12 protein-coding genes are annotated in these 15,578 nt (G+C 47.4%); 5 read left to right on the top strand and 7 right to left on the bottom strand.

Annotation, left to right across the window (positions count from 1 at the left end; all coding sequences use genetic code 11):
* Positions 1–81: 81 nt before the first annotated feature.
* The 3 genes from LQ567_RS23845 to LQ567_RS23835 all read right to left on the bottom strand — a co-directional run bounded on the left by LQ567_RS23845 (position 82) and on the right by LQ567_RS23835 (position 3,486).
* Positions 82–1,158: a phosphatase PAP2 family protein gene (locus tag LQ567_RS23845; protein WP_231008426.1), complete on the bottom strand. Its 1,077-nt coding sequence runs from the start codon at positions 1,156–1,158 to the stop codon at positions 82–84.
* A 9-nt stretch (positions 1,159–1,167) separates the two neighbouring features.
* A complete protein-coding gene (gene pafA / locus LQ567_RS23840) occupies positions 1,168–2,796 on the bottom strand; it encodes an alkaline phosphatase PafA (RefSeq protein ID WP_231008425.1) in 1,629 nt (542 codons plus the stop codon).
* Positions 2,797–2,994: 198 nt separating this feature from the next.
* Entirely contained in the window at positions 2,995–3,486 is a 492-nt protein-coding gene (locus LQ567_RS23835) for a TlpA family protein disulfide reductase (RefSeq protein ID WP_231008424.1), read from the bottom strand.
* A 137-nt stretch (positions 3,487–3,623) separates the two neighbouring features.
* On the opposite strand from LQ567_RS23835, the gene LQ567_RS23830 reads away from it, so the two are divergent.
* Positions 3,624–3,986, top strand: coding sequence for a BlaI/MecI/CopY family transcriptional regulator (locus tag LQ567_RS23830; RefSeq protein ID WP_231008423.1), 363 nt, complete (start codon positions 3,624–3,626; stop codon positions 3,984–3,986).
* 108 nt (positions 3,987–4,094) lie between these two features.
* On the top strand, positions 4,095–6,584 hold the full coding sequence (locus LQ567_RS23825) for a M56 family metallopeptidase (protein ID WP_231008422.1): 2,490 nt from the start codon (positions 4,095–4,097) through the stop codon (positions 6,582–6,584).
* Positions 6,585–6,682: 98 nt separating this feature from the next.
* On the opposite strand, the gene LQ567_RS23820 is transcribed toward LQ567_RS23825, so the two are convergent.
* The 4 genes from LQ567_RS23820 to LQ567_RS23805 all read right to left on the bottom strand — a co-directional run bounded on the left by LQ567_RS23820 (position 6,683) and on the right by LQ567_RS23805 (position 11,337).
* Positions 6,683–7,144, bottom strand: a complete 462-nt coding sequence (locus LQ567_RS23820) for a GNAT family N-acetyltransferase (RefSeq protein WP_231008421.1) — start codon at positions 7,142–7,144, stop codon at positions 6,683–6,685.
* Entirely contained in the window at positions 7,144–8,397 is a 1,254-nt protein-coding gene (locus LQ567_RS23815; protein WP_231008420.1) for a replication-associated recombination protein A, read from the bottom strand. Before LQ567_RS23815 ends, LQ567_RS23820 begins: the two co-directional genes overlap by 1 nt.
* A 143-nt stretch (positions 8,398–8,540) precedes the next feature.
* Positions 8,541–9,779: a sterol desaturase family protein gene (locus LQ567_RS23810; protein ID WP_231008419.1), complete on the bottom strand. Its 1,239-nt coding sequence runs from the start codon at positions 9,777–9,779 to the stop codon at positions 8,541–8,543.
* 76 nt (positions 9,780–9,855) lie between these two features.
* Positions 9,856–11,337, bottom strand: a complete 1,482-nt coding sequence (locus LQ567_RS23805) for a hypothetical protein (protein ID WP_231008418.1) — start codon at positions 11,335–11,337, stop codon at positions 9,856–9,858.
* A 166-nt stretch (positions 11,338–11,503) separates the two neighbouring features.
* On the opposite strand from LQ567_RS23805, the gene rbsK reads away from it, so the two are divergent.
* From rbsK to LQ567_RS23790, 3 genes are read left to right on the top strand one after another with little or no spacing between them, the layout of a single operon-like run.
* On the top strand, positions 11,504–12,451 hold the full coding sequence (gene rbsK, locus LQ567_RS23800; protein WP_231008417.1) for a ribokinase: 948 nt from the start codon (positions 11,504–11,506) through the stop codon (positions 12,449–12,451).
* A 56-nt stretch (positions 12,452–12,507) separates the two neighbouring features.
* A complete protein-coding gene (locus LQ567_RS23795) occupies positions 12,508–14,352 on the top strand; it encodes a beta-L-arabinofuranosidase domain-containing protein (protein WP_231008415.1) in 1,845 nt (614 codons plus the stop codon).
* Between the two features lie 32 nt (positions 14,353–14,384).
* Positions 14,385–15,386 carry a GRP family sugar transporter gene (locus LQ567_RS23790; RefSeq protein ID WP_231008413.1) on the top strand — a complete coding sequence of 334 codons (1,002 nt, stop codon included), beginning with the start codon at positions 14,385–14,387 and terminating at the stop codon, positions 15,384–15,386.
* Positions 15,387–15,578 lie beyond the last annotated feature (192 nt).

The raw sequence follows: 15,578 nt of genomic DNA, 5'->3' as shown, positions 1-15,578 counted from the left end.
CTGTTCAACAGGTGCTATTTCTTGTTTAATGTCAAGAAAAAGGAGGTTCTATGAGACGGGACGTCTCATAGAACCGGTATCTTAAAACGAATAGATGAAACCAGGGATCAGTTGGTTGTGAAGGCGCACAAAGGAAAACGAGAGGGAGGCCCGGTCGTTTTTATTCATGCCAATGGACTTTAGCAACTTCCGGCTTCTGTTGGCAACGGTTTTAGCACTCAGGTAGCCCATGCCCAGCGCCAGCGGATAATCGCTGGCCCAGTGCACATCATTGTTGATCATCGACATGCCTAAAAGCGCTACCAGACTGTATCCGATGGGTTTAATAAAGCGGCTTTCCGGGTAGTTCTGTGCCAGTATGGTAACGCTGCTCATCAGCGTAGCCAGGTGACCGGACGGAAATGCATCATAATTCGGCGTGTTTTTTTGATAGTCTTTAATGGATGGGAAGGGATGCCAGTTGCCCCCCGGATTGCTGGCCATAAAAGGCGATTGGCGGCCGGTGATCCGTTTTACCAGCTGGGTGCTGGCACCCATCAGGAAGAAGGATTCGAGCAGCTGACTGGCCGTGCTGCGGGAACGGTAATCGTTGGCAATTTTACCATAGGTAAATAACCCGGCACCTACCAGCAAGCTAATATAACCCTGTCCCAGCTGGTAAAAAGCGCTGTTCAGGTTATTGGGAATCCGCAGCAGGCTGGTTTTGGAAGTGCCGATCTTGACCTCCCAAACCGTTTTGTATGAATTGTCCCGATGATAATGGATGCGGTCAGAAAAGCGGTGCAATTCATCGGCAATGGGCTGGTCCAGGGCCAGCAGCACACCTGTAGCCCCGGCGATCATAATCCAGGGTTTGATGCTTTCCTTTGCAAAGCTGTTCTTTACATATTGCCATCCGTCCCTTGGAAGATCGGTAATAAAACCAAATGGCTTGGGGCGGGGATACACCAGGGTCAATCCGTTCCGGAGGTGATATACCTGTTCATCTTTTACCTGTATGCCCGAGTTTACCTGCGCTGGCAGGGTGTCTGGTGTTACAGGTGTAACCGAATCCGTCCGGAGTGGTGCGCCGGCGGGCGTTTCCAGGCTGTCTGTTTGTGCGTGCACTGTAATAAAAAAGATACAGCAGCAAAGTAAGAGCGTAAACTGTTTATTCATACCACCCTGCTATTGCCCAACTTCTGGAATGACACTACCAATACATCCGTTCGGACGCTGAATATGCAGCAATGCGGCAAGGGTAGGTGCAATGTCGGTCATATGTACTTCCCGTGTTAATTTTCCGGGTTTAATGCCCCAGCCAAACCAAACCAGGGGAATATGTGTATCGTGCGGATTCCAGGTTCCGTGGGTGGTTCCGGTACCGCCCGGTGAGCCGCTGAACCATGCTGGATCTAAAACGATCTGTAGGGCACCGGAGCGTTTGGGGTTATGCCCGTTGATGATCATCGTTTTTATAGGCTCTGGTATAGCTGCATTGCCAATGTTTTCAACATCTGCTACAAACTGAACACCATCCTGCTTTTGCAGGAATGCCATGGCTGCTTTTTTGATGGCAGTATAATCCAGTTTTCTGTTTTCGATGATGTCATAGTTAAAATGCACCTGGTAATTGGCACCGGAGCGAACCAGCTTGTCTTCCCCGAATTGTGCTTTCAGCAGGTCGTTCAACGCGCGGATGACCTTACCATTCTGGAAGAAGTCGGCCGGCATTTGATGCTCCTGCATAAACCGGATGGCATGGGCCGCTCCATGATCTGCGGTCAGGAAAACGAGGTAGTTGCCTTTTCCAACTTTCTGGTCCAGGTATTTAAAGAAAGTATCCAGGTCTTTATCCAGTCGCAGGTATACATCTTCTACTTCAATAGAGTTGGGCCCGTACATATGACCCACATAATCCGTAGATGCACAGTTGATGGTAAGGAAGTCCGTGGAAGCACCTGTTCCCAGCTGGTATCCGTCAACGGCGGCTTTTGCAAAATTCAGGGTAAGCGTATTTCCATAGGGAGAGCTGCGGATCACATCCGGATCCTGTTTAAAGATATCTTTCAGATCGTGCGGAAAGCTGGTGGTTTTTTCGCCTTTGAATTTTCCTTCCCATTTTACATCGTCGGCCGTGCTTTGGGTATAGGTATTGATGGGGTATAACGTGTTCCATGGCTTTGATGTCAGGGTCTCCGGCTCCTTTCTACCATTAAATTGGGTTACCCAGTTTGGAAGCTCTTTCATATACCAGGTGCTGGAAATGAACTGACGACTATCATCATCAAACCAGAAGGCGGCAGTAGGATTGTGGCCCGCGGGAAGAATGGACGCACGGTCCTTTAAAGAAACCCCCACTACTTTTGAACGGAAGTTGGTGGCCAGTCGCAATTCATCTGTAATGGTTGTTGCCAGGTTATTGCGGGGCGACATTTTTCCTGCTTTTGAATTACTACCTACACCCTGCACCGTGGAATCGTCGGTACAATAAACCGATTTTCCGGTCAGCTGGTCTACCCAGTCGTTACCGGTAATACCATGTATGGCCGGAACCGACCCGGTAAATACCGTGGTATGCCCTACTGCTGTAAAGGAAGGCAGGTGACTGATAAATGTATTTTCACAGGTATATCCTTCCTTTAGCATCCGGTTAAACCCTCCGGTGCCATAGCGGTCGGCGTAACGGTAAAGGTAATCCCAGCGCATCTGGTCCACTACAATGCCAACAACCAGTTTTGGACGTTTTACGGTATTTTGGGCAAAACCGGCAATAGCAATGATCAATGCAATCAGTGAAAGGTGAAGTTTTTTCATCTTAATAATCAATTTGGTCAAAAATAGCAAAAGCGAGGCGATAAAGCATACCGTTTGTGTAAGATTATGCGCATTTGCAGTTGTTTCTATCAAAAAACGGTGCGGGCTTGCGGAATCAGCCCTTCCGGGGCGTTAAAAAGAAAGCCCGGCGAAAAGCGGGTGCTTTGCCGGACCTTCTTTTAAAAAACAATTAAAAAACTATTTGCCGAAAATTTTTAAAATCGTTGCAATCGACATGCTACCTTCAAAACCACTGATCAGCTGCTTGTTGCTGGAATAAAATGCGTGGAAAGGCAGACTGCTAAAACCGTAATAGGTAGGGGTTGCAAAGGCATTGTCCTTACCGATGAGAATATTGGGGTATTTTTGCAATTGGTAATGTGCAGCAAAAGCTGCCATGTTCTTCAGCGGCAGCAGCGAAATCATTACGATCTGAATGTCTTTAAACTTATCTATATTTTTTACCAGTTCTTCCGTTTCATGTTTGCAATGATCACATTCCGGACTAAAGGCCATGATCATTACAGGTTTGTTCTTTTGAATTTTCGCTTTTAATTCCCATCCGGTACTATCGGCAGAAAGAAGCCTTATCGCCGGAAGGGTTTTGTATTGTTTATAGGGGGGTAGGGCCTGGCTCCGGGCACTGCTAAAACTGAGAATGGTTACCAATAATACGAGTAAATACTTCATCTTGTTGTTTTTATGAAAATATGTGCTACCAAAGATAACAATAGGATGCGGATTCGGTTGTAAGGGTTGTCTTAAAAAGGGAAAAAAATTTTGCATAATTACGAATCATTCGTAAGTTTACTCGAAAATCGTATAAGATGAAAAAATTAACCGCACAGGAAGAGCAGCTGATGATTGCCGTTTGGCAGGTGGGCGAGGGCAATGTAAAGGCATTTATGGAACAACTGGCGGAACAACCGCCTTATACCACCGTAGCTTCCACCATCAAGAACCTGGAGAAAAAGGGATATGTAACCAGCAGGCTGTTTGGTAATGTATATGTATACAAGCCGGCTCTTTCCGAAGATGAATATAAACGGCGCTTTATGGGCGGTGTGGTAAAAGATTATTTCAGCAATTCGTATAAAGAGCTGGTAAGTTTTTTTGTAGATCAGAAAAAATTATCAGCCCAGGAGCTAAAAGATATTGTAAAGATGATTGAAAGCGGGAAGAAGAAATAGCGATCAGTTGTCTGCTATCCGCTTTAAGCTTCCGTCTTCAGCCGTGGGCTAGCGGTTAAAAGCTATCGGAATCTGAAATCTCGAATCTTGAATCTCAACTCTTATATTATGCCTGTCATTATTGATTATGTGCTCAAGCTGAGTATTTGTCTGGCCGTTGTTTACCTGTTTTATCAGCTGTTTTTACGGCGCCTTACATTTTACAACTGGAATCGCTGGTACCTGCTGGGGTACAGTGTGCTGAGTTTTGTGATTCCCCTGATTGATGTGATGCCGGAGCTGCAGAAAAAAGAACTGGACCGTAATGCCCTGGTGCAACTGATACCGGTGTTTAGGTTTGCTGCAGATGGCCAACAAACTTCCCTGCTGGAATCTCTGTCTGCCTGGGATTGGGTACTGATTGCGGGGGGGATCGGATCAGTGGTACTGCTGTGCCGTTTTTCAATCATGTATCTTTCCTTTCTGCGGATCAAAAAACGGGCGCAGCTGATATCAGATGACCGTACCCGTATTTACCAGCTGGATGAAGATGTACGCCCTTTTTCATTTGGGAATGCCATTTTTGTAAATACGGAACTGCATAGCGGGGAAGAACTGGAAGAGATCATCCGGCATGAATTTGTGCATGTGCGGCAAAAGCATACAATTGATATCGTTTGGAGCGAATTGTTGTGTATCCTGCTTTGGTTTAATCCCTTTGTATGGCTGCTGCGTAAAAGCCTTAAGCAAAATTTAGAATTCCTTGCCGATAAACAGGTATTACAAAATGGCATGGACAAAAAAGAATACCAGTACCTGTTGCTGAAGGTGATGGGGAATAAACAGTTTGCCTTTGCCAATCATTTTAATTTCTCTTCATTGAAAAACAGGATCGCGATGATGAACAGCATCAAATCTGCACGCGTACACCTGACCAAGTTCCTGTTTTTGCTGCCGGTGGTGGCGGTATTGCTGCTGGCGTTCCGGAAGGAAGTGATCCAGCATGAGCAGCCGGCGCTTCCGGAGGACGCTGCACTCAAAAAATCATCGGATGATATTTTTGAAAGGGCCCGACAAATGGCGGGCAGTTCCCATCAACCGGTATGGTTTATAGATGGGGAGGCCGTAGTGCTTGGAGCGGGTGGGGGTGCCGTGCTCGACCGGGATGATGTAAACGGACCGGATGATTTTAAAATTTGGGCAGATAATAAAATCATGACGATGGATGAAGCTAATAAACAGATCGACCGGTTTAAGATCCTGTCTGTTGGCGCTTCACCAAAATCAGCATCCTTTGAGCATTTTGGAATAAGATCTAATTTGCTGTTGATGACCACCAGTAAAAAAATGGATGACCTGATGCATTTAAAAATGAATGGTAAAAGCCGGGATACTGTTCCTCAAAGACCGGAGGTAAAGCTGCGGATGCATGCACCAGGGGGCACGAACGAAACCGTGATTGTTCAGCTTCGAAATCCCGAAGTGAAGCCTTTACTGGTAGTAGATGGGGTAAAAAAGCCGGAACAGGAATGGAACGCCATCAGCCCCGATAATATTGAATCGGTTTCCATTTTAAAAGACGGTCAGGCGACTGCGTTATATGGCAATGAAGGGAAAAACGGTGTGGTGCTCATTGTTACAAAGAACGGTCCTGCAGCGCCAGATTCAGTAAAGAGCAAGCTGGTTTTTTCCGGAACCGTTAATTATGCATATACCACAGGGAAGGATGCTACAACGGTACCGCTAAAGGGTAGAAGCGAGGGCATTGCATTGGTGCCGGCAAATACCACCGCCAACAATTCCAGGGGCAGTGCGGTCCATGTAAACACCGGGCAACAACATGCTCAAACTTTATTTTTCAGCAGCAATGGCAACGGCGCAGACCCGTTGTATATGATCGACGGTAAACCGGCGAACTCGGATCGTTTAAAAGCAATGGCCCCTGACAAGATCCAGGCAGTATCTGTGCTGAAGGATGCTGCTGCACAAAAGACCTATGGTGAAGCTGCAAAGAATGGAGTGGTGCTCATCACCACAAAAAAGGATGCCGCTTCACCATCACTGAAGGAGGTTGTGGTAACAGGGTATGGGATAAAGGAAAAACAGGAACATGCCACTGATAAAAACGAACACAAGCCCACATTAAAGCCTGTGGTGGTAACGGGTTATAGGATGCCGGCGCAGGAAAAAGAAAAAGCACCGGCTCCGGAAGCCAATCGCAGCAAGCCGGGTCTTACCAGATCGGTACCTGTTGCTGCACGCTACTCTGCTATTTATAATGCACATATGGCGCAAAGTCTGCGATCAACTGCATCTTCAGGAAGGACGCCCAATGCAACGGGCGGTACGCCAAGCCCGAACGTCCGGACGGAAATTGGAATTGGCGGTGGCAGCCTGATGCCTGGAAAAGCAGGTTCGGCGGGTAACATGTTGGCAAAAAATGAAAGCATTGAACGCTACAAATTACAGCTTCGATATACAGCGGCGGTTAACGAAGCAATTACCCGGCCAAAAGAAGCTACAAAGCAGGGACAGCGGGTAGCGGTGATTGGAGGAAACCGGCTAAAGGTTGCGGACACACTGCGGATCTATGACCGCATTCATTTGTTATCCGAGTAAATTGTTGCCGGCACCCGGATTTTCGTTTTGCCGGTGAGCCTGTACGCTGTGTTTGCGAACACATCCACCGGCCGGCCTCCTGCCAGGGCCGGTACTGCTTAACCTGTTTTTACCATTTCAATATGAGGGATCCCGTCCTCATCATAGGGATCACCCACCGGATCAAATCCCAGGGAGGTATAAAAATTTTTCAAATATAGTTGGGCACTGATACGAATGGCTTTTTCTTCAAACTGCTCCTGGCAGGTATCCATACTGTGTTGCATCAGTTCCCTTCCCAGCCCGTAGGCCCGGTGCGATGATGCTACCACTACGCGCCCGATAGACGGCTCTTTATAGGAAATGCCGGGAGGGAGCAGCCGGGTATATGCAACCAGCTGCCCATTGTCGGTGCCGGTTATATGAAGCGCCCTAAAATCCTTACCATCCAGGTCCTGGTAAATACTGGTTTGTTCTACTACAAAAACGGCGGCCCGCAGTTGGAGGATCGTATAAAGTGTTGTTGCAGATAGTTGATCAAAAGATCGGCATGTCCATTCAATAACCGGTTGTTGCTGCATCAAAAGTTGTATTTATCTTTCCATAATTTTTTTAAGTGCGCCTTTAATTCATTTTCCCGCGGATTATTGCCCGGTTCATAAAATGCAGTACCTGCAATGCCATCCGGCAGGTATTCCTGCTCACTGAAATTGTTTTCAAAGCTATGGGAATATTGATAATCTTTTCCATAGTTAAGGTTTTTCATCAGCTTGGTTGGAGCATTGCGTATATGCAACGGCACCGGGAGGTCGCCCGTTTTGCGAACAGCCGCCAGGGCATTATCGATGGCCATGTAAGCGCTGTTACTTTTGGGAGAGGATGCCAGGTAGATGGCACATTGTGATAAGATAATCCGTGCCTCGGGATTGCCTATTTTATTAACTGCTTCAAATGCAGCATTGGCCAGCAACAAAGCGTTGGCATTCGCCATACCGATATCTTCGCTGGCAGAGATGACCATGCGGCGGGCAATGAACTTGATATCTTCCCCGCCTTCGATCATGCGTGCCAGCCAGTATACGGCACCATTGGGATCGCTGCCCCGGATCGATTTGATGAATGCCGAAATGATATCATAATGCTGGTCGCCGGATTTATCATAAATCGCCACTTTCTTCTGAGCAATGCGCATAACGGCGGCATCGGTTATAACCGCAGGCGTATCCAGGGCATCGCAGACGATTTCAAAAAGATTTAAGAGCTTGCGGGCATCGCCTCCGGAGATCCGGATTAGGGCATCGGTTTCTTTTAGCTGCACCTGCTTGCTGTGGATCTGCGCATCCTGCTCCATGGCGAGGTGCAATAGTTTTACGAGGTCTTTTTCTTCCAGGGCTTTTAAAACATATACCTGGCACCGGCTGAGTAAGGCGCTGTTGACCTCAAATGACGGGTTTTCGGTGGTGGCCCCAATCAGCGTGATGATGCCTTTTTCAACGGCACCCAGTAACGCATCCTGCTGGCTTTTATTAAAACGGTGGATCTCATCGATAAATAAAATGGCACCACGCGCTGCCGTGGCAGTTGCGATGGCATCCCGGATGTCTTTTACGCCTGCGGAAATGGCGCTTAACGATAAAAATGGCCGGTTTACCGTATGGGCAATAATCGTAGCAATGGTGGTTTTGCCTACGCCGGGCGGCCCCCAAAGGATCATGCTGGGGATATTTCCGGTTGCAATGGATTTTTGAAGGATACTGCCATTGCCCGTGAGATGTTCCTGTCCGACCAGGTCTTCCAAACGATGCGGTCTTAGCCGTTCTGCCAGTGGGGTCATAATCGATCTGATTAAAATCGTTCAAAGATAATACTAATTAATTTAGTAGAAAAGGGGTGCCCGGATCAGCTACCGCGGCTACGGATATGTCGTACGCTTAGCCAGGATTCTTACAGGGATACGGAGCAAAAGTGGCCAAAAGCTCAGGGGCGCCTGCTGAAAATAACGGTCATTACAAACGATAGCAGGAGGTATCCTGCCACAAAGTACCAACCGGCATGCACATACGTTTTAAGCATGAACCAATCTCCGTAATAATAAAGAATGCCCACACCGCAGCTCCCTTTCAGCGCTTCCCAGATCCATGCCTGTGAACTTCCATCCATCAGCTCGGCCAGGGCATACACGAACAGAAAGATAAACAGTCCGTAGTAAAAGATACCGGGAGAACCGATGGCGGCAATATTGCCGAAAAGGAAGCAAATAAAAAACAATAGGGCAATGAGTTGTACCCAAAGCCAGGCCTTTGTGCTCTTCGGGAGGGAAGGGTTGTATCTTTCAAAATGATAAACATCTTCTATTTTGTAAACAGGATATTTTTCCTGAACGTCTGCCGGCCGCCACCCGGTGGGCATCAGCCAGATACGCAAGCGGTCGCGCCAGCTACGCGTACGCCAGGCATCCTTTATTAAAAGCCCCACATGCTGAAAATTGATTTTTACCGGGTTCCAGGTCCGCACGGGCCGTGTAATACCATATACCGGTGGAATATCCGGCCGTTCTTCCTGATAAGTACCAAATAATTTGTCCCAGAAGATAAAGATCTGTGAGTAATTTTTATCGAGGTATTCGGGATTGATTGCATGGTGTACCCGGTGCAGGGAGGGGGTTACGATCAGTTTTTCAAATACGCCCATTTTTTTTATAAAGGTGGTATGATACCAGAACTGTGCAAAAAGATGGAGGGGCGCTACCACGGCGATCACTTTATCCGGAACGCCCAGTAAAGCGGCAGGTAACAGGAAAATGACAAAAATATTTGCAAAGCCCGAAATGCTTTGCCGCAAAGCGCAGGCCAGGTTAAACTCCTCACTGCTGTGGTGTACCAGATGACCATTCCAGAAAAAATTATATTCATGCTGAATGCGGTGCACACAATAACCGGAAAAATCGAGTACGATAAAAGCAACGAGGTATGTAAGCCAGGAAGCCTCAATATGCATCAATGCAAAGTGGCGAACCATCCATGAATAAGAATAGATCACAATACTGAGGCCCAGTACATCTTTGGTAATATTAGTAACGCCGCTCAACAGGCTGCTGATGATATCGTTGGTACGCATTGCCTTGCTTTCATTGCGATAGGCATAAGCCATTTCCAGTAATACCAGTAGCAGGAATACAGGGATCGCAATCAGCAATATCTTTCCGTAAGTTTCCATACACAAAAAACAACGCGTTACCAAATGTAGTAAAAAAGAAGCGTTGTTTTTATTCCGCAACACGGATCTGGTTCCGTTAACGGAACTTTTCGACGGCCCATTCCATAAAATCGAAATAGTGCATCATCAGCGCCTCTTCGGGGATGCTTCCGGCAGCATCCCGAAGTGGCTGCAACTGAACCCAAAGCTGTTGGTTTTTATACCTCGGATTGCGGGAAGGAGCCAGCGTTACGATCTTAAAAATATATTTTTCGAGCGGGTATAATGCATTTTTCCCTTTAAAGAACCGTTTGTACGACCGGATCTCATATTCGAGATATTCAGGATCCTTCATTTCGTAATGTAGTACGATGTTAAAGAGCCGGCAAACCCGGTAATAGGGCTGTGTATAGTCCAGGGTTTTCTGTAGCAGCAGCTCGTTTACATATTTCAGGGCCTTCTTAAAGTTGCGCATATGGAACCAGGCGAGGGAAGCATAAAAGATCAGCTCTGCCTGTTTCTTTTCGTGAATGAGCGAAAAATCGCTGAAACCGGAAGCGGGCGTATTGCGGATCTGATCGATGGCTTTTTCCCATTGTTCCAGGTAGGCATAATGGCTGAGCTCGTACAGGAGGGCGGTTTTCTTTACGAGGAAACGGAAATAATCCGGGTAATGCTCCTGTTCCAGCTGGTACAACTTTTCAATAAAATAAGGCATTTCATCATAGTGCCGGATCATTTTCAAACTGTCCAGTATACCATCCAGCGTATTGTAATAATCGATCGGCGGATTGGGCCGCAGCGGTTCATTCTTTTCAAAGAGCGTGTTCAACACATAGAAGGTTTTCAGCGCAGACTGGTAATCGCCGATGCGTGTAAAATAGAACGACTGAAAGAGGAGATGCAGTTTGCGGGATTCCAGGTGGTGTTGGGTCTTGTTGTTTACAATGGCCAGTTCGCTCAACACCAGGTCGTCCAGCACCATTTTCTTTCCGGTGGTTTTCTTTTGCAGCTGGTTGCCGAGCCGGTGTTTCAGTATTTCATAGAGGGAATGATGCTCTTGCTCATGCCTCAGGTCCTTTAGCAGATCACGCGCCTCCTGTTGTTTGGCAATAAGTATTTTTTCATTGATACCCTCGAAATTGGTTTCGGAAAAATAGTTTAGCTCTGCTCTTTTTAAAAGATACCGGAGCGGAAGCTTTTGCATCTTCTCGGCTATCGGAAGCAGTGCCCTGACCTCGGTAAAGGACTGGTCCAGTAAATTCCGTTGCCGGAACAGATCTGCCTTCATGATCCCGTACATCAGTTTAAACCCTTCATCAGCCTTTACTTTATTTTGGATCAGGACGTCTGTCACCGACTGGAAAAGATAGGTTGCCGTGCTTTCCGCAGATGAAGCAGGGCAGTGTTTTTGAAACTGTTGCTTGATGTATTTCCAGTCTGTTTTATCAGACCGGTCAATCAGGTCAAAAAGGATCACATAGGCTTTTTGCTGCTGTTGTTTTTTAGCGCCCATTTTAAATTGCCGCTTTTCTGCAGGTGAAAGGGACCGGATCAACCGTATCAACGTATCTGTCATAAATATATTGAATTTGCTTTTTTTATTTTATAAATAAATAATTATCAAATTATTAGATCGGAAATTTTTTATTTTTAAACATTAAAAATAATTGTTTTTATAAAACAAGGTTTTAAAAGTGCGGCAGTGGTGTATTATTTTCGGAACAGAAATACGATTGTAAACCATGCAGAAAAAACAACATACAAATTTTCCCAGGATCGCTGTGGTTGGCAGTACCAACATGGATATGGTGGTAAATGCAGAACGGATTCCCGTTCCGGGAGAAACGATCCTGGCGCATCATTTTTTTATGAACCCCGGTGGCAAAGGGGCCAACCAGGCGGTAACGGTGGCCCGTTTGGGCGGCGCAACCCTGTTTATTTCTAAAGTGGGTAATGATGTCTTTGGCCGGCAATCTTCCCAGTTGTTTCATGAGGAAGGTATTGATACACGCTTTATGTTGTCTGACGATATCCTTCCCTCCGGTGTGGCCTTGATTACGGTGGACCAAAAAGGGGAGAACAGCATCGTGGTTAGTCAGGGCGCCAATAATGCCCTGCTTCCGGAAGATTTTACGGGAGCAATTTTGAAGGAACTGGAAAAGTGTACGATGGTGTTGATGCAATTTGAAATACCCATGGAAACGATTTTGCATGTAGCCCGGTATGCCGCATCCAAAAATATAAAGGTGGTCATCAACCCGGCCCCCGTACAGACCATTCCCCCGCAGTTACTAAAGTATACGCATATCCTTACACCCAATGAAACCGAAGCGGAATTGCTTACAGGGATAAAGGTCAAAAACCTGGATACGGCAAAAAAAGCGGCGAAGGCGATCCTGGAAATGGGCGCTTCCGTTGTGATTGTAACACTGGGAGCGCAGGGTGCCCTGGTTTGCGAACAGGGGAAGATGACCCTGGTGCCCACAGAAGCGGTTCAGGCTGTAGATACCACCGCCGCCGGTGATGTGTTTAACGGGGCATTGGTTGTGGGGCTTTCCAACGGCATGCAATTGCCGGAGGCTACGCGCTTCGCCTGCAGGGCTGCGGCCATTTCTGTAACAAGGGAAGGTGCACAATCTTCCATCCCTTACTATAACGAGGTAATTGCCCATTTTGTGGGAAAAGAATAATCATTTCCCGGCGCTTATAGGAACCAATTATTTAAGACTATTAAAACATAACGATCATGCTGATTCAAAAATTTCTTTCTGCTTTCTTCATTACCGGAACGGTGCTTTCATCGGTTCAGGCACAGCAGGCTTCGCTGCCGGTTTTTAAAACGGACTATGCCGTTCCTGCCGCTTATGCCGTTCAGCTGCCTGAAAGCGACCGGCTGACCGGTTACCTCGGATTGCGGTATGATTATAATCTCAATAACCGGCTGCTGAAAATCGATGAAAAGGGCATCCTGGAAGGATTTCAATCCCGGCCGGGCAAGCAACGCTGGATTGGTGAACACGTTGGGAAATACCTGGAAACGGCTGCCAATACCTGGATGATCACAAAGAGCGCGGCCTTAAAAACACAGATGGACCGCATTTTTAATGCGCTGATCAACACGCAGCTGGCGGATGGTTACCTGGGTACGTACCTGCCGGATAGCTACTGGACCTCCTGGGATGTTTGGGTACACAAATATGACCTGTTCGGGCTGCTGGCCTATTACCGGGTAACGGGCGATCAGCGTGCGCTGGACGCAGCCGTAAAAGTGGGCAACCTGCTGGTGAAAAATTTCGGCGATGCCGCCGGTCAAAAAGACATTATTAAAGCGGGGTCGCATGTGGGCATGGCGGCTACTTCGGTGATTGATCCGATGGCTGATCTGTATATGTGGACCGGTGACCTGCGCTATCTCGATTTTTGCCGGTATATTGTAAAATCGTATGACCATGAAGGCGGACCTTCCATCGTTAAAACCTTATTGAATGAAAAACAGGTTGACAAGGTGGCAAATGGGAAAGCCTATGAAATGATGTCGAACCTGGTGGGTATTGTTAAATTGTACCGTCTTACGGGGGAAGACCAATACCTGAGAGCTGCTCAGTATGCGGTTGACGATATTACGGCCAGGCGCCTGTTTATTACCGGAAGTACCAGCGATCATGAGCACTTTAAACCGGATTATGTATTACAGGCAGATACTGCAGCACATATGGGGGAGGGCTGTGTTACCACTACATGGATCCAGCTGAATATGCAATTGTTTGCCATCAGCGGCGATCTGAAATATTATAATGAAATTGAAAAGGCCGTATACAATCATTTGCTGGGGGCTGAAAACCCGGAAACCGGCTGCGTGAGTTATTATACCCCACTGATTGGTGTAAAACCCTATCGTTGTAATATTACCTGCTGTTTGTCCAGCGTGCCCAGGGGCATTGCACTGATCCCATACCTGAATTATGGAAAACTAAATAATCGTCCTACCGTGCTGATGTATGAAGCCGCCAATATCAGGGACCAGGTTCAAACGGCCGATGGCAAAGCGCTTCCGCTTGTACTGCAAATCCACTCGGGCTTTCCGGCAGAAGGAAAGGCAACCATCGGAGTACAGGTTCCATCCGCCGCCCGCTTTGCACTGCAGCTGCGCGTGCCGGTTTGGGCAACGAAATTTAAAGCAACTGTTGGCGGAAAAACCTATACCGGTACGGCCAATGAGCTGATCGCTATCGACCGTAACTGGGACCGGGAAAATACGATCGCAGTATCATTTGAAATACCTGTAACCATTTTACCGGGCGGACAAAGCTATCCCAATTTTATGGCCATTAAAAGAGGGCCGCAGGTACTGTCTGTGGATCAATCATTGAATCCTGCTTTTGATATTACAAAAGTTGTCTTCCAAACGCCTTCTGCGCTGCAGCTTGCCAATGCTGCTACAAAGCTTCCGGCGCAATGGATTGGGAAGCAGGCGTATATTGCTAAGCTGAGGACAAGCGCAAACAAAGCTCAGCCGGTGCTGCTGGTGCCCTACGCCGAAGCCAGTCAAACCGGTGGAGATGCCAGCGTATGGATCGCCGCATCAAAATAAAATGGGAGTTCTAACGATCAAAAAATTGCCTTATGTACATTGTAGATAATTACGCACTTGCTGTATTCTTTTGTGTGATCACGATGCTTTGTTGGGGTTCCTGGGCCAATACGCAAAAGCTGGCAGCCAAAACCTGGCGGTATGAATTTTTCTATTGGGATTATGTGATCGGGGTGCTGCTGTTTTCATTGCTGTCTGCTTTTACGCTGGGCAGTCATGGAACACAGGGGCGTGGATTTCTTGAGGACCTGGCGCAGGCCGATACAAAAAACCTGCTGAGTGCCTTTCTGGGCGGTGTGGTCTTTAATGCGGCCAATATCCTGTTATCTGCAGCAATCGCTTTATGTGGTATGTCCGTTGCTTTTCCGGTAGGCATCGGCATTGCCCTGGTGCTGGGCGTAGTGGTAAATTATTTTGGTGCGGCCAAAGGTAATCCGGCGTTTATATGGCTGGGGATCGGGCTCATTATGGTAGCCATTGTATTTAATGCCCTGGCTTACCGGAAGGCACAGGTGGGTGCACAAAAGGCTTCGGTAAAGGGCATCGTACTGTCTGTTATAGCCGGGCTTATCATGGCATTTTTCTATCGCTTTGTAGCCGCCTCCATGGATCTTTCCGATTTTGAAAATCCGGCTGCAGGCAAGATGACGTCTTACACAGCTGTGGTGATCTTTGCCGCAGGGATCTTTATCAGTAATTTTCTTTTTAATACCATCGCGATGAAAAAGCCGGTGCAGGGCGCGCCGTTGTCTGTTTCCGGTTATTTTAAAGGAAACATCAGAACCCACCTGGTGGGTGTACTGGGCGGAATGATCTGGTGTGTAGGCCAGTCCTTCAGTCTCATTGCCTCGGGCAAGGCCGGTGCCGCCATTTCTTATGGTCTCGGCCAGGGTGCCACCTTAGTATCCGCACTTTGGGGGATCCTGATCTGGAAGGAATTTAAACAGGCTCCTCCGGCTGCGGACCGGCTCAACCTGGGTATGTTTATTTTATTTATACTGGGACTTGCCGCGCTGATCTATGCGGGTGCTTAGAAGGCGTTCGGTCTGATTGCTTTTATTTTTCATATCAGAGAATATCCGTCAGACAGGCGGCCGGCAGTACGGGCGGTTTGCAACGGGCCGGTAGAGCATTAGTTTTATCTATTGCTTCGTCGTGATCCCGTCTTCTGAAACAAACTTATGTGAATCCCGGTACAGAGCAGGATACTGCATTGGAAGATGTTT

The organism is Niabella pedocola (assembly GCF_021044425.1).
GTDB lineage: Bacteria > Bacteroidota > Bacteroidia > Chitinophagales > Chitinophagaceae > Niabella > Niabella pedocola.
This window is presented reverse-complemented; position numbering and strand designations above follow the sequence as displayed.

Excerpts from the sequence above, each read along its gene's own strand:
- LQ567_RS23845 (WP_231008426.1), bottom strand. The coding sequence starts at position 1,158 with ATGAATAAACAGTTTACGCTCTTACTTTGCTGCTGTATCTTTTTTATT.
- pafA (WP_231008425.1), bottom strand. The coding sequence starts at position 2,796 with ATGAAAAAACTTCACCTTTCACTGATTGCATTGATCATTGCTATTGCC.
- LQ567_RS23835 (WP_231008424.1), bottom strand. The coding sequence starts at position 3,486 with ATGAAGTATTTACTCGTATTATTGGTAACCATTCTCAGTTTTAGCAGT.
- LQ567_RS23830 (WP_231008423.1), top strand. The coding sequence starts at position 3,624 with ATGAAAAAATTAACCGCACAGGAAGAGCAGCTGATGATTGCCGTTTGG.
- LQ567_RS23825 (WP_231008422.1), top strand. The coding sequence starts at position 4,095 with ATGCCTGTCATTATTGATTATGTGCTCAAGCTGAGTATTTGTCTGGCC.
- LQ567_RS23820 (WP_231008421.1), bottom strand. The coding sequence starts at position 7,144 with ATGCAGCAACAACCGGTTATTGAATGGACATGCCGATCTTTTGATCAA.
- LQ567_RS23815 (WP_231008420.1), bottom strand. The coding sequence starts at position 8,397 with ATGACCCCACTGGCAGAACGGCTAAGACCGCATCGTTTGGAAGACCTG.
- LQ567_RS23810 (WP_231008419.1), bottom strand. The coding sequence starts at position 9,779 with ATGGAAACTTACGGAAAGATATTGCTGATTGCGATCCCTGTATTCCTG.
- LQ567_RS23805 (WP_231008418.1), bottom strand. The coding sequence starts at position 11,337 with ATGACAGATACGTTGATACGGTTGATCCGGTCCCTTTCACCTGCAGAA.
- rbsK (WP_231008417.1), top strand. The coding sequence starts at position 11,504 with ATGCAGAAAAAACAACATACAAATTTTCCCAGGATCGCTGTGGTTGGC.
- LQ567_RS23795 (WP_231008415.1), top strand. The coding sequence starts at position 12,508 with ATGCTGATTCAAAAATTTCTTTCTGCTTTCTTCATTACCGGAACGGTG.
- LQ567_RS23790 (WP_231008413.1), top strand. The coding sequence starts at position 14,385 with ATGTACATTGTAGATAATTACGCACTTGCTGTATTCTTTTGTGTGATC.